The 23,742-nt window shown below is 42.0% G+C and carries 19 protein-coding genes, 13 tRNA genes and 3 rRNA genes; 32 read left to right on the top strand and 3 right to left on the bottom strand.

Features of this window, described 5'->3' with window-relative positions; genetic code table 11:
• Window positions 1–7: 7 nt before the first annotated feature.
• The 5 genes from ACNQFZ_RS09515 to ACNQFZ_RS09495 all read left to right on the top strand — a co-directional run bounded on the left by ACNQFZ_RS09515 (window position 8) and on the right by ACNQFZ_RS09495 (window position 4,727).
• Window positions 8–1,489, top strand: coding sequence for a DEAD/DEAH box helicase (locus ACNQFZ_RS09515; protein WP_458415011.1), 1,482 nt, complete (start codon window positions 8–10; stop codon window positions 1,487–1,489).
• Between the two features lie 266 nt (window positions 1,490–1,755).
• A complete protein-coding gene (locus ACNQFZ_RS09510) occupies window positions 1,756–2,484 on the top strand; it encodes an amino acid ABC transporter ATP-binding protein (RefSeq protein ID WP_458415010.1) in 729 nt (242 codons plus the stop codon).
• A 23-nt stretch (window positions 2,485–2,507) separates the two neighbouring features.
• Window positions 2,508–3,338, top strand: coding sequence for a transporter substrate-binding domain-containing protein (locus tag ACNQFZ_RS09505; protein WP_458415009.1), 831 nt, complete (start codon window positions 2,508–2,510; stop codon window positions 3,336–3,338).
• A gap of 73 nt (window positions 3,339–3,411) precedes the next feature.
• Window positions 3,412–4,065: an amino acid ABC transporter permease gene (locus ACNQFZ_RS09500; RefSeq protein ID WP_458415358.1), complete on the top strand. Its 654-nt coding sequence runs from the start codon at window positions 3,412–3,414 to the stop codon at window positions 4,063–4,065.
• Between the two features lie 11 nt (window positions 4,066–4,076).
• The gene (locus ACNQFZ_RS09495; RefSeq protein ID WP_458415357.1) at window positions 4,077–4,727 is read left to right on the top strand and encodes an amino acid ABC transporter permease; all 651 of its coding nucleotides are present in this window, start codon (window positions 4,077–4,079) and stop codon (window positions 4,725–4,727) included.
• A 20-nt stretch (window positions 4,728–4,747) separates the two neighbouring features.
• Here the strand turns inward: ACNQFZ_RS09495 and ACNQFZ_RS09490 are convergent, their stop codons facing one another.
• Window positions 4,748–5,344, bottom strand: coding sequence for a rhomboid family intramembrane serine protease (locus ACNQFZ_RS09490; protein ID WP_458415008.1), 597 nt, complete (start codon window positions 5,342–5,344; stop codon window positions 4,748–4,750).
• Between the two features lie 90 nt (window positions 5,345–5,434).
• Between ACNQFZ_RS09490 and acpS the strand changes: the two genes are divergently transcribed.
• The 10 genes from acpS (at window position 5,435) to ACNQFZ_RS09440 (ending at window position 14,574) form a co-directional block, all read left to right on the top strand.
• The gene (gene acpS / locus ACNQFZ_RS09485; protein WP_458415007.1) at window positions 5,435–5,803 is read left to right on the top strand and encodes a holo-ACP synthase; all 369 of its coding nucleotides are present in this window, start codon (window positions 5,435–5,437) and stop codon (window positions 5,801–5,803) included.
• Window positions 5,804–5,863: 60 nt separating this feature from the next.
• Window positions 5,864–7,375: an NAD(P)H-hydrate dehydratase gene (locus ACNQFZ_RS09480; protein ID WP_458415006.1), complete on the top strand. Its 1,512-nt coding sequence runs from the start codon at window positions 5,864–5,866 to the stop codon at window positions 7,373–7,375.
• Window positions 7,376–7,417: 42 nt separating this feature from the next.
• Entirely contained in the window at window positions 7,418–8,428 is a 1,011-nt protein-coding gene (locus ACNQFZ_RS09475; RefSeq protein WP_458415005.1) for a LolA family protein, read from the top strand.
• A gap of 217 nt (window positions 8,429–8,645) precedes the next feature.
• Window positions 8,646–9,779 (top strand): alanine racemase, encoded by a 1,134-nt coding sequence (gene alr / locus ACNQFZ_RS09470; protein WP_458415004.1) that lies wholly within the window; start codon window positions 8,646–8,648, stop codon window positions 9,777–9,779.
• 228 nt (window positions 9,780–10,007) lie between these two features.
• The gene (locus ACNQFZ_RS09465; protein WP_458415003.1) at window positions 10,008–10,289 is read left to right on the top strand and encodes a CopG family ribbon-helix-helix protein; all 282 of its coding nucleotides are present in this window, start codon (window positions 10,008–10,010) and stop codon (window positions 10,287–10,289) included.
• A gap of 4 nt (window positions 10,290–10,293) precedes the next feature.
• A complete protein-coding gene (gene ndoA / locus ACNQFZ_RS09460) occupies window positions 10,294–10,644 on the top strand; it encodes a type II toxin-antitoxin system endoribonuclease NdoA (protein WP_003333492.1) in 351 nt (116 codons plus the stop codon).
• 192 nt (window positions 10,645–10,836) lie between these two features.
• Entirely contained in the window at window positions 10,837–11,172 is a 336-nt protein-coding gene (locus ACNQFZ_RS09455) for an STAS domain-containing protein (RefSeq protein ID WP_458415002.1), read from the top strand.
• Between the two features lie 23 nt (window positions 11,173–11,195).
• On the top strand, window positions 11,196–11,657 hold the full coding sequence (gene rsbW / locus ACNQFZ_RS09450; RefSeq protein ID WP_458415356.1) for an anti-sigma B factor RsbW: 462 nt from the start codon (window positions 11,196–11,198) through the stop codon (window positions 11,655–11,657).
• Window positions 11,626–12,405, top strand: a complete 780-nt coding sequence (sigB, locus tag ACNQFZ_RS09445; protein ID WP_458415001.1) for an RNA polymerase sigma factor SigB — start codon at window positions 11,626–11,628, stop codon at window positions 12,403–12,405. The genes rsbW and sigB overlap by 32 nt, the downstream gene beginning before the upstream one ends.
• Before the next feature lie 3 nt (window positions 12,406–12,408).
• Window positions 12,409–14,574: a Tex family protein gene (locus tag ACNQFZ_RS09440; protein ID WP_458415000.1), complete on the top strand. Its 2,166-nt coding sequence runs from the start codon at window positions 12,409–12,411 to the stop codon at window positions 14,572–14,574.
• 22 nt (window positions 14,575–14,596) lie between these two features.
• Here ACNQFZ_RS09440 and cmpA read toward each other — a convergent pair whose 3' ends face one another.
• Complete coding sequence (gene cmpA / locus ACNQFZ_RS09435; RefSeq protein WP_458414999.1) at window positions 14,597–14,710, bottom strand: cortex morphogenetic protein CmpA; 114 nt, start codon at window positions 14,708–14,710, stop codon at window positions 14,597–14,599.
• 145 nt (window positions 14,711–14,855) lie between these two features.
• On the opposite strand from cmpA, the gene ACNQFZ_RS09430 reads away from it, so the two are divergent.
• From ACNQFZ_RS09430 to rrf, 17 genes are all read left to right on the top strand, one after another.
• On the top strand, window positions 14,856–15,341 hold the full coding sequence (locus ACNQFZ_RS09430) for a SprT family protein (RefSeq protein WP_458414998.1): 486 nt from the start codon (window positions 14,856–14,858) through the stop codon (window positions 15,339–15,341).
• Between the two features lie 128 nt (window positions 15,342–15,469).
• Window positions 15,470–15,544, top strand: a tRNA-Asn gene (locus ACNQFZ_RS09425).
• Window positions 15,545–15,547: 3 nt separating this feature from the next.
• Window positions 15,548–15,638 (top strand) — tRNA-Ser (locus tag ACNQFZ_RS09420).
• 5 nt (window positions 15,639–15,643) lie between these two features.
• Window positions 15,644–15,718, top strand: a tRNA-Glu gene (locus ACNQFZ_RS09415).
• Between the two features lie 42 nt (window positions 15,719–15,760).
• Window positions 15,761–15,833: transfer RNA gene (locus ACNQFZ_RS09410), tRNA-Val, on the top strand.
• 9 nt (window positions 15,834–15,842) lie between these two features.
• Window positions 15,843–15,918, top strand: a tRNA-Asp gene (locus ACNQFZ_RS09405).
• A 22-nt stretch (window positions 15,919–15,940) separates the two neighbouring features.
• Window positions 15,941–16,015 (top strand) — tRNA-Gln (locus ACNQFZ_RS09400).
• Between the two features lie 9 nt (window positions 16,016–16,024).
• Window positions 16,025–16,100: transfer RNA gene (locus ACNQFZ_RS09395), tRNA-Lys, on the top strand.
• A gap of 10 nt (window positions 16,101–16,110) precedes the next feature.
• Window positions 16,111–16,194 (top strand) — tRNA-Leu (locus ACNQFZ_RS09390).
• A 72-nt stretch (window positions 16,195–16,266) separates the two neighbouring features.
• Window positions 16,267–16,352 (top strand) — tRNA-Leu (locus tag ACNQFZ_RS09385).
• 61 nt (window positions 16,353–16,413) lie between these two features.
• Window positions 16,414–16,490: transfer RNA gene (locus ACNQFZ_RS09380), tRNA-Arg, on the top strand.
• 14 nt (window positions 16,491–16,504) lie between these two features.
• A tRNA-Pro gene (locus tag ACNQFZ_RS09375) sits at window positions 16,505–16,581 on the top strand.
• A 15-nt stretch (window positions 16,582–16,596) separates the two neighbouring features.
• Window positions 16,597–16,670: transfer RNA gene (locus ACNQFZ_RS09370), tRNA-Gly, on the top strand.
• Between the two features lie 18 nt (window positions 16,671–16,688).
• Window positions 16,689–16,765: transfer RNA gene (locus ACNQFZ_RS09365), tRNA-Ile, on the top strand.
• Between the two features lie 107 nt (window positions 16,766–16,872).
• Window positions 16,873–18,419 (top strand): 16S ribosomal RNA (locus ACNQFZ_RS09360).
• Between the two features lie 153 nt (window positions 18,420–18,572).
• Window positions 18,573–21,505: ribosomal RNA gene (locus ACNQFZ_RS09355) — 23S ribosomal RNA — on the top strand.
• A 61-nt stretch (window positions 21,506–21,566) separates the two neighbouring features.
• A 5S ribosomal RNA gene (rrf, locus tag ACNQFZ_RS09350) occupies window positions 21,567–21,683 on the top strand.
• Together the 16S, 23S and 5S rRNA genes with 13 tRNA genes alongside form the textbook arrangement of a ribosomal RNA operon.
• A gap of 952 nt (window positions 21,684–22,635) precedes the next feature.
• On the opposite strand, the gene corA is transcribed toward rrf, so the two are convergent.
• Window positions 22,636–23,583: a magnesium/cobalt transporter CorA gene (gene corA, locus ACNQFZ_RS09345; RefSeq protein WP_458414997.1), complete on the bottom strand. Its 948-nt coding sequence runs from the start codon at window positions 23,581–23,583 to the stop codon at window positions 22,636–22,638.
• Window positions 23,584–23,742 lie beyond the last annotated feature (159 nt).

Raw genomic sequence — 23,742 nt, 5'->3', positions numbered from 1 at the left:
TGAATACATGACAATGTTTCATGAGTTAGGAATAAGTGAAAAATTAATGAAATCGATACAGGCGATGGGCTTTGAAGAGGCTACACCGATTCAAGCCGAAACAATCCCTGTGTCTTTACAAGGAAAAGATGTAATTGGACAAGCACAGACTGGTACCGGAAAAACGGCAGCCTTTGGTATTCCAATGATCGAAAAAATTGATGTAAAAAATTCTTTTATCCAAGGGATTGTTGTTGCGCCAACACGTGAATTAGCGATTCAGGTTGCTGAAGAGTTAAACCGGATTGGACATCATAAAGGGGTAAAGGCACTTCCAATATACGGTGGACAAGATATTAACCGTCAAATTCGCGCTTTGAAAAATAGACCACAAATTATTGTAGGTACACCAGGACGCTTAATTGATCATATCAATCGTAAAACCATTCGTTTGCAAAATATCCAAACTGTTATCTTAGACGAAGCGGATGAAATGTTGAATATGGGCTTTATTGAGGATATTGAAGCAATTCTAAAGGAAGTTCCTGAGGAACGACAAACCCTACTGTTCTCCGCTACGATGCCTGAGCCAATTCGTAAAATTGCTGAAAAATTTATGCATGATCCGGTTTTGATTAAAGTGAAGGCAAAGGAAATGACAGTTCCAAATATTGAGCAATATTACATCGAAATGCAGGAAAAGAAGAAGTTCGATGTATTAACACGGTTGCTTGATATGGAATCACCAGAACTTGCGATAGTTTTTGGACGGACAAAACGTCGTGTAGATGAATTAAGTGAAGCGTTAAACACGAGAGGATATGCCGCAGAAGGCATCCACGGCGACTTGACACAAGCAAAGAGAAGTTCTGTCCTTAAAAAGTTTAAAGCAGGTACAATTGAAGTTCTCGTAGCAACAGATGTAGCTGCCCGCGGATTAGACATTTCTGGTGTAACCCATGTTTATAACTTTGATATTCCGCAGGACCCAGAAAGCTATGTACACCGAATCGGTCGTACAGGTCGTGCAGGAAAAACAGGTTTAGCATACACGTTTGTAACGCCTAGGGAAATTGGTCAATTGAAAAATATTGAGCGCACAACGAAAAGAACGATGGAGCGTAAGCCTGTTCCGTCAATGGATGACGCATTAGAAGGTCAAAAGCAAATTACTGCTGAAAAGATTCTATATACGATTCAAAACGAGAATTATTCATTTTATAAACATATGGCTGAGGAATTGTTGGATGAGCATGACTCAGTGACTGTTGTTGCCGCGGCAATTAAGTTATTGACTAAAGAGCCTGATATGACTCCAGTGCAGTTAACAGCAGAAGCTCCGGTTGTTGCTAAGGAACGGAAACAGCGCGATAATCGCTCACGTGACAACTATTCACGTGACGGTGGCAGACGCCGGGAAGGCAGTGCAAGAGGAAAAGGTGGCTTCCAACGTAATGGTAGATCACGTAGTACAAGTCCAAGCGGAAGCCGTAAAAAGACATATAAATAATAGTGAAAGAAAAAATGCTAACCGGTATGGTTAGCATTTTTTTTATTTTACGATTTAAATTAACCCTTTTGATTAATATGAATAGGTAGATTAATAATACGGAATAGAAATTTTATTCACACTATTTCCTATATTAGAAAAATTTTCATGGACAATGGTGGGTATTAAAGATATAATTACCAATACATAAAATATATACAAGATTTTAAATACTTAGAAAAAGGGGTTTGTATACATATTGGTGTCAGACTGGAAAGGGGAATGGCATGATTTCTTTTGAAAACGTTAACAAGTATTATGGTGACTTTCATGTATTAAAAGATATCAATCTCTCAATAAAAGAGGGAGAGGTTGTTGTAATCATTGGTCCATCGGGATCTGGAAAAAGTACTTTGCTGAGATGTATTAATAGGCTAGAAACCATTACAGACGGGAATTTTACCGTAAATAATACCTCAGTCAATGACAAGAAAACAGATATTAACAAACTTCGACAAAATATTGGTATGGTTTTCCAGCACTTTAATCTCTATCCACATAAAACGGTTTTAGAAAATATTACTCTAGCACCAATCAATGTTTTAAAGCAGTCAGCAGAAGAGGCAAAAAAGACTGCGATGAATTACTTAGAAAAAGTAGGTATTCCCGACAAAGCTTCTTCTTATCCTTCACAGCTTTCTGGAGGGCAGCAACAACGTGTAGCTATTGCTAGGGGACTTGCAATGCAACCAAAAATTATGCTATTTGATGAACCTACATCGGCTCTTGATCCCGAGATGGTAGGGGGAGTTTTGGATGTTATGAAAGCGTTGGCAAAAGAAGGCATGACAATGGTTGTTGTTACTCATGAAATGGGCTTTGCGAAAGAAGTGGGAGATCGAATTGTATTTATGGATCAAGGCAAGATTTTAGAAGAGGCAAAACCGGCAGAGTTTTTTGCGAACCCGAGGGAAGAGCGGGCGCAATTATTCCTCAGCCGTGTATTAAATCACTAAACAAAAAGGGAGAGGTTCTCAAAATGAAAAAACTAATTTTGTTAACAGTAGCAGCTCTTATGTCAGTATTGCTGCTAGCAGCTTGTGGTGCAAACAAAGAGGTTGCAACAACAGGGGAGTCGAAGGAAGGAAGCACGGAGCAAGGGGGAAGCATCCTTGACACAATTAAACAGCGTGACAAAATCGTTTTTGGCGTAAAAAATGATACAAAGTTATTTGGTTTGAAAGATCCAGCTACAGGAGAAGTATCAGGCTTTGATATTGATATTGCAAAGCGAATTGCTAAAGAAATTCTTGGTGATGAAAATAAAGCAGAATTTGTAGAGGTAACTTCTAAAACAAGAATACCTTTATTGAATAAAGGTGATATTGATGCAATTGTTGCAACGATGACAATTACAGAGGAACGCAAAAAAGAAGTTGATTTTTCAAATGTATATTTTGAAGCTGGACAATCACTCCTTGTGAAAAAGGGAAGTCCTATTCAAAGTATTAAGGACCTTACAAAAGATACAACAGTATTAGCTGTAAAAGGATCTACTTCTACTATTAATATCCGTAAAGCAGCTCCAGATGCACCAGTACTAGAATTTGAAAACTACGCAGAAGCATTTACTGCACTAAAAGCAGGGCAAGGTGTAGCGTTGACGACAGATAACGCAATTCTTTTAGGAATGGCATCTGAAGATAATTCTTTTGAATTAGTTGGTGGAACGTTTACAGACGAGCCATATGGAATCGCAGTGAAGAAGGGGAATACAGAATTAGTAGATGCAATCAATGGTGTTCTTGATACTATGAAATCAAACGGTGAATACGATGCCATTTATAAGAAATGGTTTAAACAACAATAATCGTAAAGTCGTTTTTCTAATCAGGATGGGCAATAAATGCTCATCCTGATTAATTTAAAGTGAGGTGAAATTGATATTGGACTTCTCAATTTTAGTAAACTATTTTGATATGTTTATGGATGGATTTAAAGTTACGATAATGGCTAGTATTATAGCATTGATTGCAAGCTTTACACTTGGAGCAATTATTGCAGTAATGAGAATTACACCAATTGCACCGCTCCGATGGTTTGGGGCAGTTTACACGGAGTTTTTTCGAAATATACCATTAGTTATTATTGCCTTTTTCTTTTATATAGGAACTCCAGTCCTTGGGATAAAATTTTCAGGAATTACTGCAGGAACGATAGCGCTTTCGATTTATACATCATCTTTTATTGCCGAGGCCATTCGCTCTGGTATCTTGTCTGTTCCAAAAGGACAAATGGAGGCGGCGAGATCTTCAGGTTTAAATTACCTTCAAACAATGAGGTTAATTATACTGCCTCAAGCAATAAAAATTGTTATCCCGCCAATTGGTAACCAATTTGTTAACTTAGTAAAAAATTCATCAATTTTGGCCCTAATTGCAGGTGCTGACTTAATGTACCAAGCAGATCTTATTTCAGCGAGAACATATATTGTATTTGATGTATACATATTTGTCGCATTATTCTATTTAGTTCTTACGTTACCATTAAGCATGGGTGTAGGGTACATTGAAAAACGCCTTGCAAATAGTCACTAGGAGGTGTCATGATGGATTTTATAGGTGCATATTCTCCGGAAAATCTCAAGTTTTTGCTTGAAGGATTTTATGTTACACTTTACGTTTCGCTCTTTTCTATTATCTTTAGTTTTATATTAGGTGGGTTATTAGGCACTTTGAGGTATGCGAAAATTCCGTTTATGTCCAAAGTTGCAGCAGTTATTATTGAAACCATTCGGAATTTGCCGCTTCTTCTTATCATATTATTTACTTACTTTGCTTTGCCTGAGATTGGCATTAATCTGAGTATTACAGTTTCTGCTATTATTGCGTTGACTGTTTTCGAATCAGCCATGCTTGCTGAAATCGTCAGAGGTGGATTGAATTCAATTGAAAAGGGGCAAATGGAGGCAGCACGGTCATCTGGTCTAACTTACATTCAAGCTTTGAGGCTCGTAATTCTCCCTCAAGCACTTCGTAGAATGGTACCTAATATCGTTAGTCAATTCATATCACTTTTAAAAGATACATCGCTTGCAGTTATTATTGCGCTTCCAGAATTGCTTCATCATGCAAAAATTATTCAGGCCCAACAAGTTAGTTATGTAATTCCAATCTTTATTATTATTGCTATCATGTACTTTGCAGTAAATTATGCTTTATCCTTAATTGCGCGAAGACTCGAGCTGAAAAATGCATAGAAATCAAAAGAAGCATCCCGTTAATAAAAACGAGATGCTTTTCTTAATACGATCGGTGCTAAGGCTGCGCCGCTAATAAGTCCGAAGATATGGGCATAAATATTGATGTCCGCTCTAAAAAAGGTCATTACCATTCCGATTACTAAAATTGAAATAATAATCTGGGAGTTCATTCGATTTATTAAATCTTTACGGTAAATGACCATGTACAGATAAACTCCAAATAGACCGAAAATAGCACTGGAAGAGCCAAGATGATAATAATTGATTGGAGCGACAAAGTAAGTCCCGATATTTGCCAGTACACCGCTTAGTAAATAGGTAATGATAAATGTAATCTTGCCTAACATTTTTTCCAGTGCCGGGCCAAAGAGAATCAAAGAAAATGAGTTAAATAACATATGGCCGAAGCCGCTATGGAGAAAAATTGGAGTTAAAAGCCTCCAATACTCACCTTTGTATACATCGTAGTTGGAGCCGATTCCAAGGGAAAGAAGAAGGTCTCCGCCTGGAACAATAAAAATAATCAACCAAAGCAGTACATGTATGAATAATATGGAAGTAACAATCGGATATTGGTGGATAAAGGAACGGAAATTTTCATTGCGGATAAACATATCAGTTCTCCTTTGTTATACTGGAATGGACATACATATTTTCATTATATTGTTTCTTCAAATTAAATAGAAGAAAGGGATACTTTTTTTATGATAAAAGGCATTGGTATTGATATTGTTGAAATCAACCGTGTACGGACCATTATCGAAAGACAAGTTAAATTACCAAAGCGGATTTTAACAGAAAAGGAATATCGAATTTTTGAAGCTTTATCAAAAGGAAGACAAGAAGAGTTTTTGGCAGGACGATTTGCGGCAAAAGAAGCCTATGCAAAGGCAAAAGGGACAGGCATCGGAAAAAGTTTAAGTTTTCTTGATATTGAAATTTTGCCTGATACCTTCGGTAAGCCGGAAGTAAGAAATAAAGACACAGAAATCGTACACGTATCAATCTCTCATTCAAAGGAATATGCGATTGCACAGGTAATCATCGAGGAAAAAAATAGTCGCTTGTCATAGCTAGTCTGCATATTGAGGAACTTTGTCTCATATATTTTTAGTGCGGTAGGAGGGAACGCATTGCAAGTTGTGACTGCAAATGAAATGTACGAAATTGACCGTTTTACAATGGGCGAAATTGGTCTTCCAGGTGTGCTCTTGATGGAAAATGCCGGCCATGCCTTTGTCCAAAAAGCCTTGGACTATTTGGATAAAGGTCAACGAATTGCAATCTTAATTGGTACTGGCAATAATGGTGGAGATGGTTTTGTAATTGCGAGGATTTTAAAAAGCTTAGGGTTTGATGCTGATGCCTTGTTAGTTGTTGAAGAGGAAAAAGTGAAGGGCGATGCCTTGTTTCATTTTGAAGCTTTTCGGAATTCAGGCTATGAGATCATCTCATTACGTGATTTAGGTTGTTTGCAGGGCTTTGACGTCATAATTGATGCGATGTTAGGCATTGGCATTAAGGGTGAAGTCAAATCACCTTATCGGGAGATTATCATGGCCTGCAATGAGCTGGATAATCTTAAAATCTCTGTTGATATACCAAGTGGTGTACCTGCAGATGGGACTCATTCATTTGAATTAGCATTTAAAGCAGGACTAACCATCACTTTACAGCACCCTAAGCTTAGTGCATTTACTTATCCGGCCCGGGACTTTTATGGGCAGCTTGAAATTGTTCCGATTGGAATTCCACCAAAAGCATCACGAGCCGTTTTAAAGCAAGTTCGCATGTGCTGGACAGATAAGGAAGTACGTGAAACGATGCCACATCGGTCACCATCTTCACATAAAGGCACACATGGGAAAGGATTAGTGATTGGCGGCTCACGCGATATGACGGGTGCGCCGGTTATGACAACGAGAGCGACATTAAGAGCTGGCGGGGGTCTGACTACATTGGCAATACCAGCTTGTCTTCATTCCATTGTTGCAAGTCAAATTGTTGAGGCGATGTTTTCACCGTGGAGGTCAGAAAATGGTCATTTCATTGGTGAATTAGGAACGGATGTCTCACGGTTTGACGCTGTTGCGTTCGGTCCTGGTGTAGGTCGAGAAAATGGCGGTGAAAAGATCCTTTCAACTTTACTTGACAACGTGAAGGCACCGCTTATAGTCGATGCAGATGGGTTGTTTTATCTTGCTAAGCTCAAAGAAAAGTTGAAGAAAAGGCCATATCCAACGATTATTACTCCGCATACGGGAGAATTCGCACGGCTAACAGGTTATTCACATACTGAGATTGAAAAAAATCGATTTGGCTTGTCACGCGAGTTCGCCGTGGAATATGGGGTATATCTTGTTCTAAAAGGGCCTTATTCAATTGTCACTACTCCAACAGGCATGCAATTCGTGAATACGAGTGGGAATGCAGCTCTTGCAAAAGGTGGTACAGGTGATGTTCTAACCGGTATCATTTTAGCCTTTGTCATGAATCATACTTGTTTACAAGAAGCGATTAGCAATGCTGTCTATGTCCATGGAAAAGCGGCTGATGTGTTGGTAAATCAAAAACATACGATGTGGGATACCCTCGCAACCGATGTGATTGAGGCGCTGCCATCTGTCTTTCGTACATTTTTTTAACGTTCCCTTCTTTGTCCGAAAAGAGGCAAAGGGGTTGAAGGAATGAAGAAGAAAGGCTTTCTGCTATTAATTTTAGGACTATTACTCATCATCGGATTGACGGCATGTGGAGAAAAGAGCCAGGAGGACGTTAAAAAAGCTTTAGGCAAAAAAGTGGAGGAACTAACAGGTTATAAAGCAAATGCGACGTTGACATTGCAAACAGGAAATGAGCCACAGGAATACAATATTGACATTTGGCATAAAAGACCAGATTTCTATCGTGTTCATTTAAAGAGCGATAACAAAGACCAAAGCCAAATGATTCTTCGTAATAAAGAAGGGGTGTTCGTGATCACGCCTGCTTTAAATAAAAGCTTCCGTTTCCAAAGCGACTGGCCTGAAAATACAAGCCAAGCCTATTTGTATGAATCTCTAGTTAGTGATATTTTGAACGATGATCAAGCTAAATTTACCCAAACAGAAACTGAATATGTATTTGAAACAAAAACAAATTATCAAAATAACAAAACCCTTCCTACACAAGAAATTACAATCAGTAAAAAAGATTTAGCACCTGTAATGGTAAAGGTTTTTGATCAGGATAGACAGACGTTGGTGCAGGTCGATTTCACCGGCTTTGAATTTGATCCGAAGTTCGATGCCAACGCATTTGATTTAGAGAAAAATAAAACTGGTGCCGCAATGGATACACCGACAATGGCGCAACCTACTAATGCGAAGTTGATGGTGTTATACCCTGAAAACACACCGAAAATGGAATTAATTGAAGAAAAGAAAGTACCAACTGAAAATGGTGAACGTGTTGTATTAACATATGCGGGTGAAAAATCATTTACATTATTTGAAGAGGTAGCAACAGTATTACCAGCAAGTGCACCTGTATTTGTAGATGGCGAGCCGATTGATTTAGGTTTTACAGTAGGTACTTTAACAGAAAATGCAATTTCTTGGTCATATAATGGTGTTGATTTCTATTTAGCTTCTGAAGATTTATCAAAAGAAGAAATGTACGAAGTCGCCCGTTCTGTCCAAGGCCAAGCAATTAAGTAATTGAAGTAAATGAGAGATCACGCACGACTGCGTGGCTATTTGATATTCCTTAAATATGGCTGACCCAAGGCAAAGGCGCCTGTCCACATTTTGTAAAAGTGTATTTGCCTTTACTTTCCGGGTCGCCTTTTTTGCTTTTGAATATATAAGCTCATTGACAAATAATTTGTATGATTTACAATCGAAGAAAAACACAGTACTATTGGGGGCAAAACAGGTGAAGACGCATTTTTTTAGAGATACTTGGGTAGAAGTAGATCTAAATTGTATATATGAAAATGTTCAAAATACGAAAAAACATCTTCCAGATGGAGTAGAGATTATTGCTGTTGTGAAAGCTAATGGATATGGTCATGGAGCCTTCGAAGTTGCTAAGACGGCCATTTCAGCAGGGGCTAACTATTTGGCTGTCGCTTTATTGGATGAGGCATTGGAGTTACGTCAAAAAGGAATAGAAGCTCCTATTCTTATTTTAGGTTGGATTAGGCCGGAAGATGCGCAAATAGTAGCTGAAAATAAAATAACCGCTACAGTCTTTCAACTAGATTGGCTGCAAAAAGCTATGGGGTTTTTAGCGGAAAACCAAACAATTGAATTCCATTTAAAGGTTGATACTGGAATGGGTAGAATCGGAGTTAGAGAACAGTGGGAAGCAGATGAAATCATAGATTTCGTATTAGGACATCAGCAATTTAAGATGACAGGCATCTTTACACATTTCGCAACAGCTGATGAACTTGATCTAACGTATTTTAATATGCAGTATAATCGGTTCTTAATGAGCTTACAATGGTTAAAGGAAAGGCGTGTTGAAGTGAACATGATTCATTGTGCAAATAGCGCAACAGGCCTTAGATTTCCTGATAAGGCTTTTAATGCAGTCAGATTAGGCATATCAATGTATGGCTTATCACCTTCAAATGAAATAAAAAATGAGCTTCCATTTCCGTTAAAAGAGGCGTTTTCATTACGAAGCAAGCTCGTTCATGTGAAGGAACTCCCCTCCGGCGAAAGAGTAAGCTATGGGGGAACTTATAAAACTGTTGAAAAAGAATGGATAGGAACAGTCCCAATTGGATATGCTGATGGATGGATACGTAAGTTAAAATCTGCCGAAGTGCTAATTCATGGGGAACGCTGTCCTATTGTTGGACGTATCTGTATGGATCAAATGATGATTCGACTACCAAGGGAGTTTCCTATTGGAACAGATGTTACACTAATTGGAAGACAGCAAAGAGAAGAAATATCCATTGATGAGATTGCGAAATTATTAGACACAATCAATTACGAAATTCCTTGCATGATTTCATCAAGGGTTCCGCGAATTTATATTGATTATAAAGGCTAAATTATGTGTTTTATACGAAAGAAATGTAATCATATTGTAATCCAATTTTGCTTTGCAATCGGTCTTATACAATGTTATTATTAGTTTGGTGTAAAATTGATATTTATCTACGAATATGGATATTCAACATATGTTGGATATCAGTATAAGAAAGGACATCACCTTCCGCTATTGCGGGCAGAAGGCGTGTCTTTCTAATAAATGGTGTGTAGTTGATGGTGGAGGTGTATGTTTGTGTCTGAAAGTACACAAGAAATATTAGTTCGATTACCGCAAGCGCTTATTAACGAAGTAGACGGTTTTCTTAAACAGGAAGAAAGTAATCGTAACGAATTTATTTACCAAGCGACGAAAATGTACCTCAGAGAGCGTAGAAAGCGACAAATCCGTGAAGCTATGAGACGCGGCTATATGGAAATGGCCAGAATCAACCTGAATATTGCGTCTGAAGCCTTTCTTGCTGAGGAGGAAGCGGACCACACCTTAGGGCGCTTAGTGAGCGGGGTGTAATCAATTGAATGTTAAGCGAGGCGACGTTTATTTTGCTGACCTTTCTCCCGTTGTCGGCTCTGAACAAGGTGGCGTTCGCCCTGTACTTGTGATCCAAAACGATATTGGAAACAGATTCAGTCCTACGGTGATTGTTGCAGCCATTACAGCGCAAATCCAGAAAGCAAAGCTGCCAACACACGTGGAAATTGATGCAAAAAAATATGGTTTTGAACGTGACTCTGTTATATTATTAGAGCAAATTCGAACAATTGATAAACAAAGGCTTACGGATAAGATTACCGCTCTTGATGAAAGTATGATGAGCAAAGTGGACGATGCTTTGCAAATCAGCCTAGGTCTTATTGATTTTTAAGAAAATATTGTTTTATGTGAGGCTGCACCTTTTTTGGTAGCAGTCTTTTTAATTTCATTGAAACAAATTTTAAAAGATGAAATAATAAAAGTAATACTCATTCTGAAATGGACAGGTTTGGTTTAACTTCCCCTAATGGAGGGTATCGTGCTCTAACGGGGTAAAATTCATTGCTAATAGGAGGGAAATCAGTTGAATTTGGTAATTACTATTGAAGAGCCTTCAACAAATGATAGAGTCGTAAAATTAGCTGGTGAAGTCGATGTATATACAGCTCCTAAGCTTCGTGAAGCTATTATTCCGTTAACAATTGAAAAAGCTGTAAACATACAGGTTGATTTATCTGAAGTCAGTTATATGGATAGCACGGGATTAGGGGTGTTTATAAGTGCTTTAAAATCGAGCCATAAGCATAGCAGCACCTTTACGTTAATGGGATTAACAGAAAAAATAGAACGGCTTTTCCGGATAACTGGCCTTTTGGAGATTATCGACATTGAAACTAAGCCAAGAGGTGAACAATTGTGAAAGAAACCTTTGACTATATAGAAATGAAAGTACCTGCGAAACCGGAATATGTTGGTGTGATTCGCTTGACCGCTTCGGGAATTGCCAGCCGCGTTGGATTTTCGTATGAAGACATCGATGATTTAAAAGTGGCTATTTCAGAGGCGGCAACAAATGCGGTGGACCATGCCTATCAAGAACATGAAAATGGCGAGATTACATTAGGGTTTAGTATATATAAAGATCGCTTAGAGGTAACCGTAGCGGACAAAGGAAAGAGCTTTAATGTAGAGGAAAGCAAGTGCCAATCGACACCTTATCATCAAGCATCTTCGATTGAAGAACTGAAGGAAGGTGGATTAGGGCTTTTTTTAATAGAGACATTAATGGACGAAGTCACAATTAATAGCGATTCAGGTGGTGTTGTAATTGCGATGACGAAACACCTCCCAAGAGATGAGGTGGGCCAAAGTGATGACGCAATCTCAACCTCCGAAACAAAGTAATGAGGTCTATAATTGGATTAAGCTTTATCAAGTTGACTCGGATCAAAGTGCACTCAATAACATTGTGAATCAATATAAAAATTTAGTGGAGTCGCTTGCTAGGAAATTCTCGCGCGGGAAGGGTCTCCATGAGGATCTGGTTCAGGTAGGTATGATTGGATTATTGGCTGCGGTCCGCAGGTATGATGACAGTTATGGGAAAAGCTTTGAAGCGTTTGCAATCCCAACCATTATCGGTGAAATAAAAAGATTTATTCGTGACAAAACTTGGAGTGTTCATGTCCCAAGAAGAATTAAAGAATTGGCACCGAGGATTAAAAAAGCAGTCGATGACTTAACGAATGAGCTAGAGAGATCTCCTAAGGTTAATGAGATTGCGGAATACCTTGATGTGACTGAAGAGGAAATACTTGAAACGATGGAAATCAATAATAGTTATCATGCTCTTTCTATTGATAGTAAAATAGAGAATGATTTTGAAAGCAGCCAAGTCACAATGCTGGATATGATTGCAAGTCCTGAGGATGATTACGGGGATATTGACCGTACATTATTAATTGAAAAGGCGTTTAAAGTTCTTTCGGAGCGTGAAAAGAAAATTTTGAAGTACATCTTTTACCAAGATAAGAGTCAAAAGGAAACAGGAGAAATAGTAGGGATTTCACAAATGCATGTCTCCCGATTACAAAGGAGAGCTTTAAAAAAATTAAGGGAAGCGATTGCAATAGAAAGGCAGGAGACTCTATAACAGATGAGTAATCGAAACGAAACAATTATAAAGAGTATTGCAAAGGAATTGAATATCCAGCCTAAACAAGTACATAATGTTATTTCATTAATTGAAGAAGGGAATACCGTCCCGTTTATAGCTCGATATCGAAAGGAAAGAACGAATGGTCTGGATGAAGTGCAAATTCGAGACATTACTGAAAAATGGGATTATGCACAAAATCTCGAAAAGAGAAAAGAAGAGGTCATTCGCTTAATCGATGAGCAGGGAAAGTTAACTGATGACTTAAAGAAAAGTATTGAAAATGCTGATAAACTTCAACAAGTTGAAGACCTATATTTGCCATATAAGAAAAAGCGTCGTACTAAGGCAACCATCGCGAAGGAAAAAGGGTTGGAGCCGCTCGCTGAATGGCTTTATGCATTGCCAACTGAAGGGGATGTACTTGAAAAGGCGAAAGAATTTATTAATGAAGAGCATGAGGTTTTATCAGTAGAGGATGCTTTGCAGGGTGCTAGAGACATTATCGCAGAATACATATCAGATACAGCGCAATTTCGCGAATGGATTCGTAATGAAACATTTAAAAGAGGCAGCTTAAAAGCTACTGTGAAAGATGAAGAAAAAGATGAGAAGAATGTTTATGAAATGTATTACGAGTACGAGGAGCCTATCAACAAGGTTGTGCCCCATCGTGTTCTTGCATTAAATCGTGGCGAAAAAGAAGAAGTGTTAAAAGTTGTAATAGAGCCTCCTGTAGAAAATATACTCGTTTATTTAAATAGAGAGGTTTTGAAAGGGAAAAACACGTTAGCTGAAGAACAACTTGAAGTCGCAATTGAAGATTCTTATAAGCGTTTGGTTCAACCGTCGATTGAGCGGGAAATTCGGGGTAGTCTCACTGAAAAAGCGGAGGATCAGGCAATCCATATATTTGCTGAGAATTTAAGAAATCTTCTCCTGCAGCCACCGTTAAAAGGGAAGATGGTGTTGGGAGTTGACCCTGCCTACAGAACGGGCTGTAAGCTAGCTGTAGTTGATGAAACAGGTAAAATGCTCATGATTGATGTAGTCTATCCGCATCCGCCAAAAGCGAAACCGGAAGAAGCAAAACAAAAGGTCTTGGGAATTTTGCGTGAGTATCCAATTGAAATTGTTGCAATCGGGAACGGTACGGCGTCACGCGAAACCGAACAGTTTGTTACTGATTTATTAAAAGAGGTTGAGCGCGAAATCTATTATTTAATTGTAAACGAAGCGGGAGCAAGTGTGTATTCAGCTTCAGATTTAGCACGCGAGGAGTTTCCGGACCTGCATGTTGAGGAAAGAAGTGCGGTATCGATTGCGCGTAGATTACAGGATCCACTTGCTGAATTGGTAAAAATTGATCCAAAATCAATCGGTGTCGGTCAATACCAGCACGATGTTTCCCAAAAGAAGCTGAGTGAATCTTTAACTTTTGTAGTTGAAACCGTTGTAAACCAAGTTGGCGTCAATGTTAATACGGCATCGCCATCCTTATTGCAATATGTATCTGGATTAAGTAAGGCTGTTGCGTTGAATATCGTGAAGCAGCGCGATTCAGAAGGTAAATTTACAAATCGTGACCAACTAAAGGGGATTCCTCGTTTAGGAGCAAAAACGTATGAGCAATGTATCGGCTTTTTAAGAATTATTGATGGGAACCATCCTTTAGATCGCACATCGATTCACCCGGAAAGCTATGGTGAAACGCAAAAATTACTAAAAAAAGCTGGTTGTACTATTGATGATTTAGGATCGGAAAAATTGACAACAGCTTTAAATGAATTGAATATTAAAGATATTTCCGATGAGCTTGCAATCGGTGAACCTACATTGAAAGATATTATTGACGCTTTAATACGTCCAGAACGCGACCCACGTGATGAGGTTACAAAACCGTTATTAAAGAAAGATATTTTGAAATTAGAAGATCTCCAAAAGGGAATGGAATTAGAGGGAACTGTTCGAAATGTTGTTGATTTTGGGGCGTTTGTTGATATTGGTGTTAAACAGGATGGGCTTGTCCACATTTCTAAATTAAGCAAACAATTTGTAAAACATCCGATGGACATCGTATCTGTAGGTGATGTTGTAACAGTTTGGGTAGAAGATGTTGATCAGAAGAAAGGCCGCGTTGCATTAACTATGCTTCCACCACAATAAAAAGGTTTAAAAGCACTGTTTCCTATGAGCAGTGCTTTTTTCTATAAAAAAACCAACATTGGTTTAGTAATTTAATTTGGTAGCGATTTTTATCGTAATATGCTTGCTTTAATTGTTTTATTAACCAGTAAGGCATAAAGAGCCCTCCTTTTAATAATTACTAGGCACTCTAATGGTATTACTTAGTCTATGCAGGATAAATATAATTGTGCAGTCCTTTTTAAAGCAAATAGAGACTTTTATGGTAAAATAGATAAAAAACTGTCCGGAGTAAATGCAAAATGGATCAAAAACAACTACAAACACTTTGTGAGCAGATTTCGCAGGAGTATTTCGGAAAACAATTTCTACATACTGCCCGTTTTAATAACAGATTGCGAACAACAGGGGGGAGATATCTATTAAAGTCACATGATATCGAAATAAACCCTAAATATTTGAATGAACAAGGTATTGAAGCTGTAGAAGCTATCCTGAAGCATGAATTATGTCATTATCATTTGCATATGGAAGGAAGAGGATATCGGCATAAAGATGAAGACTTCAAGCTTTTGTTAAAAAAAGTTGGTGGACCACGATTTTGTAAGCCGCTGACCACCTTGAAAAGAAAAAAACAATTGGTAAAGTACATCTATGAATGCAAAGCTTGTAAAACAGTATATAAACGTAAGCGGAAAATGGATACTTCTCGATATGTGTGCGGAATATGTAGGGGGAAACTCACCCTAAAGGAAAATCTACAAAAGGTAGTTGACGGCAAAAAATAGGATATGTTATATTAATTAAGCCGTCGATAAGACAAGTATAAAAAAATGCATGAGATAAATTTTTTTATTATTTTAGCTTGACGGTTTAAAAAAGTTATTGTATTATATTAAATGTCGTCACTGATTATTCCACAGTAGCTCAGAGGTAGAGCTATCGGCTGTTAACCGATCGGTCGCAGGTTCGAATCCTGCCTGTGGAGCCAAATGGAGAAGTACTCAAGTGGCTGAAGAGGCGCCCCTGCTAAGGGTGTAGGTCGGGTAACCGGCGCGAGGGTTCAAATCCCTCCTTCTCCGCCATGTGTGGCCCGTTGGTCAAGCGGTTAAGACACCGCCCTTTCACGGCGGTAACACGGGTTCGAATCCCGTACGGGTCACCACTTTATAAAAATGAATAATATAGTTTCGATTGTTAATAATATGGAGGATTAGCTCAGCTGGGAGAGCACCTGCCTTACAAGCAGGGGGTCGGCGGTTCGATCCCGTCATCCTCCATCATATAAAGGTCCCGTGGTGTAGGGGTTAACATGCCTGCCTGTCACGCAGGAGATCGCCGGTTCGATCCCGGTCGGGACCGCCATTTTTGTTTTAAGATAATTCATTGGGCTATAGCCAAGCGGTAAGGCAACGGACTTTGACTCCGTCATTCACTGGTTCGAATCCAGTTAGCCCAGCCATTTTATAATGAGCCATTAGCTCAGTCGGTAGAGCATCTGACTTTTAATCAGAGGGTCGCAGGTTCGAATCCTGCATGGCTCACCATTTTGAATATGCGGGTGTGGCGGAATTGGCAGACGCACCAGACTTAGGATCTGGCGCCTTTGGCGTGGGGGTTCGACTCCCTTCACCCGCACCATTTGATAATTGTATATAGTATAATACAAGTCGCTGTTATTGCAGTGTCTTTTGTTTTCTTTATATCTAGAATGCGGTCGTGGCGGAATGGCAGACGCGCTAGGTTGAGGGCCTAGTGGGGGCAACCCCGTGGAGGTTCAAGTCCTCTCGGCCGCACCAAAAATTACTACTTGATAGATTAATAATAATATGTTATATTATTAAAGTCGCCTTTGGAAATGCGCCCGTAGCTCAATTGGATAGAGCGTCTGACTACGGATCAGAAGGTTGTGGGTTCGACTCCTGCCGGGCGCGCCATGAATTCAAATAATCGGGAAGTAGCTCAGCTTGGTAGAGCACTTGGTTTGGGACCAAGGGGTCGCAGGTTCGAATCCTGTCTTCCCGACCATCTAAAAATTAATATGCGGGTGTAGTTTAATGGTAAAACTTCAGCCTTCCAAGCTGATGTCGTGGGTTCGATTCCCATCACCCGCTCCAATGTAATGTGTGGAATGCGGGCCTGTAGCTCAGCTGGTTAGAGCGCACGCCTGATAAGCGTGAGGTCGATGGTTCAAGTCCATTCAGGCCCACCATAATATGAGAAAATGATCTTTGAAAACTAAACAAAATGTCAAGCGTGCAAACAAAGTTGAACCTTTGAGTTCAACACAAGTCAGTTTAATTTTGAGCAATCAAACACTTTTTGGAGAGTTTGATCCTGGCTCAGGACGAACGCTGGCGGCGTGCCTAATACATGCAAGTCGAGCGGATGACGAGGAGCTTGCTCCTCTGATTCAGCGGCGGACGGGTGAGTAACACGTGGGCAACCTGCCTGTAAGACTGGGATAACTTCGGGAAACCGGAGCTAATACCGGATAACTCATGAGACCTCATGGTCTTATGATAAAAGATGGTTTCGGCTATCACTTACAGATGGGCCCGCGGCGCATTAGCTAGTTGGTGAGGTAACGGCTCACCAAGGCGACGATGCGTAGCCGACCTGAGAGGGTGATCGGCCACACTGGGACTGAGACACGGCCCAGACTCCTACGGGAGGCAGCAGTAGGGAATCTTCCGCAATGGACGAAAGTCTGACGGAGCAACGCCGCGTGAGCGATGAAGGCCTTCGGGTCGTAAAGCTCTGTTGTTAGGGAAGAACAAGTATCAGTTAACTGCTGGTACCTTGACGGTACCTAACGAGAAAGCCACGGCTAACTACGTGCCAGCAGCCGCGGTAATACGTAGGTGGCAAGCGTTGTCCGGATTTATTGGGCGTAAAGCGCGCGCAGGCGGTTCTTTAAGTCTGATGTGAAAGCCCCCGGCTCAACCGGGGAGGGTCATTGGAAACTGGGGAACTTGAGTGCAGAAGAGAAGAGCGGAATTCCACGTGTAGCGGTGAAATGCGTAGAGATGTGGAGGAACACCAGTGGCGAAGGCGGCTCTTTGGTCTGTAACTGACGCTGAGGCGCGAAAGCGTGGGGAGCAAACAGGATTAGATACCCTGGTAGTCCACGCCGTAAACGATGAGTGCTAAGTGTTGGAGGGTTTCCGCCCTTCAGTGCTGCAGCTAACGCATTAAGCACTCCGCCTGGGGAGTACGGTCGCAAGACTGAAACTCAAAGGAATTGACGGGGGCCCGCACAAGCGGTGGAGCATGTGGTTTAATTCGAAGCAACGCGAAGAACCTTACCAGGTCTTGACATCCTCTGACAATCCTAGAGATAGGACTTTCCCTTCGGGGACAGAGTGACAGGTGGTGCATGGTTGTCGTCAGCTCGTGTCGTGAGATGTTGGGTTAAGTCCCGCAACGAGCGCAACCCTTGTCCTTAGTTGCCAGCATTCAGTTGGGCACTCTAGGGAGACTGCCGGTGACAAACCGGAGGAAGGTGGGGATGACGTCAAATCATCATGCCCCTTATGACCTGGGCTACACACGTGCTACAATGGATGGTACAAAGGGAAGCAAGACCGCGAGGTGGAGCCAATCCCATAAAGCCATTCTCAGTTCGGATTGTAGGCTGCAACTCGCCTACATGAAGCCGGAATCGCTAGTAATCGCGGATCAGCATGCCGCGGTGAATACGTTCCCGGGCCTTGTACACACCGCCCGTCACACCACGAGAGTTTGTAACACCCGAAGTCGGTGGGGTAACCTTTTGGAGCCAGCCGCCTAAGGTGGGACAGATGATTGGGGTGAAGTCGTAACAAGGTAGCCGTATCGGAAGGTGCGGCTGGATCACCTCCTTTCTAAGGATAATAAGGTACGCTTCGACATTTTGTTTAGTTTTGAGAGAGCATTTCTCTCAGAACTTGTTCCTTGAAAACTAGATAATCGTAAACATTCATATTTACTGTAAGAAAGTTCTTATTAAAATCATGATGATTCAATCAATCATCTTAGGTTAAGTTAGTAAGGGCGCACGGTGAATGCCTTGGCACTAGGAGCCGATGAAGGACGGGACTAACACCGATATGCTTCGGGGAGCTGTAAGTAAGCTTTGATCCGGAGATTTCCGAATGGGGAAACCCACTGTTCGTAATGGGACAGTATCTTTACCTGAATACATAGGGTATTGAAGGCAGACCCGGGGAACTGAAACATCTAAGTACCCGGAGGAAGAGAAAGCAAATGCGATTTCCTTAGTAGCGGCGAGCGAAACGGAAACAGCCCAAACCAAGAGGCTTGCCTCTTGGGGTTGTAGGACACTCTATACGGAGTTATAAAGGAATGAAGTAGGTGAAGTGGTCTGGAAAGGCCAGCCGAAGAAGGTAACAGCCCTGTAGCTGAAACTTCGTTCCCTCTTGAGTGGATCCTGAGTACGGCGGGACACGTGAAATCCCGTCGGAAGCTGGGAGGACCATCTCCCAAGGCTAAATACTCCCTAGTGACCGATAGTGAACCAGTACCGTGAGGGAAAGGTGAAAAGCACCCCGGAAGGGGAGTGAAAGAGATCCTGAAACCGTGTGCCTACAAGTAGTTGGAGCCCATTCAAGGGTGACAGCGTGCCTTTTGTAGAATGAACCGGCGAGTTACGATCCCGTGCAAGGTTAAGTCGAAGAGACGGAGCCGCAGCGAAAGCGAGTCTGAATAGGGCGTCAAGAGTACGTGGTCGTAGACCCGAAACCAGGTGATCTACCCATGTCCAGGTTGAAGTCCAGGTAACACTGGATGGAGGACCGAACCCACGCACGTTGAAAAGTGCGGGGATGAGGTGTGGGTAGCGGAGAAATTCCAATCGAACTTGGAGATAGCTGGTTCTCCCCGAAATAGCTTTAGGGCTAGCCTTAAGGTAAGAGTCTTGGAGGTAGAGCACTGATTGGACTAGGGGCCCCCATCGGGTTACCGAATTCAGTCAAACTCCGAATGCCAAAGACTTATCCTTAGGAGTCAGACTACGAGTGATAAGGTCCGTGGTCAAAAGGGAAACAGCCCAGACCTCCAGCTAAGGTCCCAAAGTGTACGTTAAGTGGCAAAGGATGTGGAGTTGCCCAGACAACCAGGATGTTGGCTTAGAAGCAGCCACCATTTAAAGAGTGCGTAATAGCTCACTGGTCGAGTGACTCTGCGCCGAAAATGTAACGGGGCTAAACGTACCACCGAAGCTGAGGATTGACACTTACGTGTCAGTGGTAGGGGAGCGTTCTAAGGGCTTTGAAGCTAGACCGAAAGGACTGGTGGAGCGCTTAGAAGTGAGAATGCCGGTGTGAGTAGCGAAAAGACAGGTGAGAATCCTGTCCATCGAAAGCCTAAGGTTTCCTGAGGAAGGCTCGTCCGCTCAGGGTTAGTCGGGACCTAAGCCGAGGCCGAAAGGCGTAGGCGATGGCCAACAGGTTGATATTCCTGTACCACCTCTTTACCGTTTGAGCAATGGAGGGACGCAGTAGGATAGGGTAAGCGCGCCGTTGGTTGTGCGCGTCCAAGCAGTTAGGCTAATGAGTAGGCAAATCCGCTCATTGTGAAGGCTGAGCTGTGATGGCGAGGGAAAATAGTACCGAAGTTCCTGATTCCACACTGCCAAGAAAAGCTTCTAGCGAGGTAGAAGGTGCCCGTACCGCAAACCGACACAGGTAGGCGAGGAGAGAATCCTAAGATGCGCGAGAGAACTCTCGTTAAGGAACTCGGCAAAATGACCCCGTAACTTCGGGAGAAGGGGTGCTCTGGTAGCGTGCAAGCGCGAGAGAGCCGCAGTGAATAGGCCCAAGCGACTGTTTAGCAAAAACACAGGTCTCTGCGAAGCCGTAAGGCGAAGTATAGGGGCTGACACCTGCCCGGTGCTGGAAGGTTAAGAGGAGGGGTTATCCTTTACGGAGAAGCTCTGAATCGAAGCCCCAGTAAACGGCGGCCGTAACTATAACGGTCCTAAGGTAGCGAAATTCCTTGTCAGGTAAGTTCTGACCCGCACGAAAGGTGTAACGACTTGGGCACTGTCTCAACGAGAGACTCGGTGAAATCATAGTACCTGTGAAGATGCAGGTTACCCGCGACAGGACGGAAAGACCCCATGGAGCTTTACTGCAGCCTGATATTGAATTTTGGTACAGCTTGTACAGGATAGGTAGGAGCCTGAGAAGCCGGAGCGCCAGCTTCGGTGGAGGCATCGGTGGGATACTACCCTGGCTGTATTGAAATTCTAACCCACGCCCCTGATCGGGGCGGGAGACAGTGTCAGGTGGGCAGTTTGACTGGGGCGGTCGCCTCCCAAAGAGTAACGGAGGCGCCCAAAGGTTCCCTCAGAATGGTTGGAAATCATTCGCAGAGTGTAAAGGCACAAGGGAGCTTGACTGCGAGACCTACAAGTCGAGCAGGGACGAAAGTCGGGCTTAGTGATCCGGTGGTTCCGCATGGAAGGGCCATCGCTCAACGGATAAAAGCTACCCTGGGGATAACAGGCTTATCTCCCCCAAGAGTCCACATCGACGGGGAGGTTTGGCACCTCGATGTCGGCTCATCGCATCCTGGGGCTGTAGTCGGTCCCAAGGGTTGGGCTGTTCGCCCATTAAAGCGGTACGCGAGCTGGGTTCAGAACGTCGTGAGACAGTTCGGTCCCTATCCGTCGTGGGCGCAGGAAATTTGAGAGGAGCTGTCCTTAGTACGAGAGGACCGGGATGGACGCACCGCTGGTGTACCAGTTGTCTTGCCAAAGGCATCGCTGGGTAGCTATGTGCGGACGGGATAAGTGCTGAAAGCATCTAAGCATGAAGCCCCCCTCGAGATGAGATTTCCCATTCGTAAGAAGTAAGATCCCTCAGAGACGATGAGGTAGATAGGTCTGAGGTGGAAGCGTAGCGATACGTGGAGCTGACAGATACTAATCGATCGAGGACTTAACCAAATAAGTGAATATGAATGCAGATTATCTAGTTTTGAAGGAACAACCTTCAAATAAATAACTGTTTGGTGACGATAGCGAAGAGGTCACACCCGTTCCCATTCCGAACACGGAAGTTAAGCTCTTCAGCGCCGATGGTAGTTGGGGGCTGTCCCCCTGTGAGAGTAGGACGTTGCCAAGCGATTAAAAAAGAGTAGCGAATGTGCTACTCTTTTTTGTATATAGAATTTATATTTAAGTATGTTACTTTTCTTATTCAGCAAAGATGATTTTAAACAATAACCGGCATTAAATTAACTAAAAGGCTTGCTATGTTAAAGTTCTGTAGACCCTAGCATTTGCAGTATTGGTGCCGAAAGTAGTTAAAGGCAAGTGAATGGTCGCTGGCAAAGCTAAGTAGAGCCCGAAAGCAATGGAAAATCAAGTGCACGGTCACTAGCAGGGCCAAGTAGAGCCCGAAAGCAGAGGGAAAACGAGTGCGCGGTCACAAGCAGGGCCAAGTAGACCTCAAATAGCAAAGTTAAAACAAAAAGTTAGTAAAGTAGGGATGACTCACGTGCCCAAAACTAGTGCCCAAGCCAGCCCTCGGTAACGGAAGCCCCTCTCGCGTGCCCAAAAACGGAACCCGGGCCGGCATCCGGAAACGCAAGAGCGTCTCGCGTGCCCAAAAACGGAGCCAAAGCCGGCATCCGGAAACGCAAGAGCGTCTCGCGTGCCCAAAAACGGAACCCGGGCCGGCATCCGGAAACGCAAGAGCGTCTCGCGTGCCCAAAAACGGAGCCCAAGCCAGCCCTCGGTAACGGAAGCCCCTCTCGCGTGCCCAAAATCAGAACCCAGGCCGGCATCCGGAAACGCAAGAGCGTCTCGCGTGCCCAAAAACGGAACCCGGGCCGGCATCCGGAAACGCAAGAGCGTCTCGCGTGCCCAAAATCAGAACCCGAGCCGGCATCCGGAAACGCAAGAGTGTCTCGCGTGCCCAAAAACGGAGCCCAAGCCGGCATCCGGAAACGCAAGAGCGTCTCGCGTGCCCAAAACAAGCCCAAATCTGGAATTCAGTAACGCCAGAAAAGCCTTGTACCTAAAAACCATCCCAAAAAAGAGAAAACTAACAAATAAGTAATAATTTCTTCGCTTCAAAACCATCCCTTCCTTTTAAACCAAATGAACATTAACAAAGCTATTGCTCCCATGATAACCAAAGAAACAAAATATCCAAACCTCCAACTTAGCTCAGGCATATTAACAAAATTCATTCCATAAATGCCGGCGATAAAGGTTAAAGGCGCAAAAATAGAGGTTATAATAGTCAGGATTTTCATTACTTGGTTAGCTTGATGTGAGTTTACTGAGATGTAGCTGTCACGTATATCATTTGTAATTTCGCGATTGGATTCGATCATTTCAGATAGCTTTAATAAATGATCATATATATCAGAGAAGTATGGCACCTTTCTTTTAATCCCTTCCAGATGCTGCGAGTTTAGCATGCGGTATAAAAGATCGCGCATTGGATTGATGGTATGCCTTAATGTTAGTAGCAGATGGCGCAGTTCAAAAAGCTCATCTAAAAGGATATCCATCGACTTTCCATTTGTATTATTTTCAATTTCATTTAACTCGTCTTCAATTTTGTAAATGATTGGGAAGTATTGGTCAACAATTTTATCTAATACCTCATAAAAGCAATGATATTGATCCCAGTCTTTAATGTTTTCACTTGCAATGATTCGATTCCAAACTTGGTTAATTTGATCAGAATTTTGATAATGAAAAGAGACCACATAATTGCTGCCGACAAAAAAGTTAATTTCCTCTTTGGAAAAGTCCTTTGTGTTAATAATATGGGTGACAAAAAAAGTGAAATCATCATAATAATCGAGCTTTGGCCTTTGTAGCCTATGTACACAGTCTTCCACTGCTAAAGAGTGGAAATGGAAATAGCGCGTCAGTTCTTCAATCTCGAAATCAGTAGGCATATTAAAATCAACCCAGCACCACTTATACTGCGTTATATCCAATTCGTTAAGATTTTTAAAAACAACCTTTTTACGATTGTGTGTAATTGCAATAGCTTGTATCATAATTTCTCCTAAAATAAGAACATTTTCAGTCGATTAAGAAAGGCATTACAATCTATTTTGCCCAATAAGCTATGAAAATACTTAGGTTAATTAGGACAAAGTAATTCCTTCCATGCTGCGTTTCGTGAATTTTACTGTTTATATTTTCGTAAAATATAG

This window comes from Schinkia acidoalkalinis (assembly GCF_054301215.1).
The sequence above is the reverse complement of the archived record's forward strand: the minus strand, read 5'-3'. Positions and strand labels throughout refer to the sequence as shown.